The organism is Actinoplanes sp. ATCC 53533 (assembly GCF_003947245.1).
The window spans coordinates 1-653 of record NZ_QHHV01000662.1 but is presented as its reverse complement, the minus strand read 5'-3'; the positions used below and the strand labels follow the sequence as shown (position 1 = coordinate 653).

Sequence of the window (653 nt, the reverse complement as noted above, 5' to 3'; positions counted from 1 at the left end):
AGACCTATCTCGCCTCGGCCGCCCTCGACGTGGTGGTGCTCAAGCTCTTCCCCGCGCTGATGCCGTACGCGGACGTCGACCGGTACGGCTTTCTCGGCCTGCCGCTGCTCGGCTGGTGCACCTACGCCCTGCTCTGGGTCCTGCAGGCGGCGGTCTTCTGGACCGGCATGGAGACCATCCGCAAGTTCATCGACTTCTGCGGCCCGGCCGTCTACGTCGTCATGATCGTGCTGACCGGCTACCTCATCTACCAGGCCGGCTGGGGCGCCATCAACCTGAACCTGGGCGAGGTCAGCTACACCGGCTTGAGCGCCGTTCCGGTCATGCTCGGCGCGATCGCCCTGGTGGTCTCGTACTTCTCCGGGCCGATGCTGAACTTCGGGGACTTCTCCCGGTACGGCAGGTCGTTCCGGGCGGTCAAGCGCGGCAACCTGCTCGGCCTGCCGGTGAACTTCCTGGCGTTCTCGATCCTGGTCGTGGTCACCTCGTCGCTGACCATCCCGGTCTTCGGCGAGCTCATCACCGACCCGGTGACCACGGTGGCCCGCATCGACAGCACCTTCGCCATCGTGCTCGGCGCGCTGACCTTCACGATCGCCACCATCGGCATCAACATCGTCGCGAACTTCATCTCGCCGGCGTTCGACTTCTCC

Annotated in this window: 1 protein-coding gene; it reads left to right on the top strand. The window is 65.8% G+C overall.

All coding sequences use genetic code 11. From position 1 onward, the window contains the following. Nucleotides 1-653: cytosine permease (locus DMB66_RS60520; RefSeq protein ID WP_199753340.1), on the top strand; the 653-nt coding region annotated here is incomplete at both ends.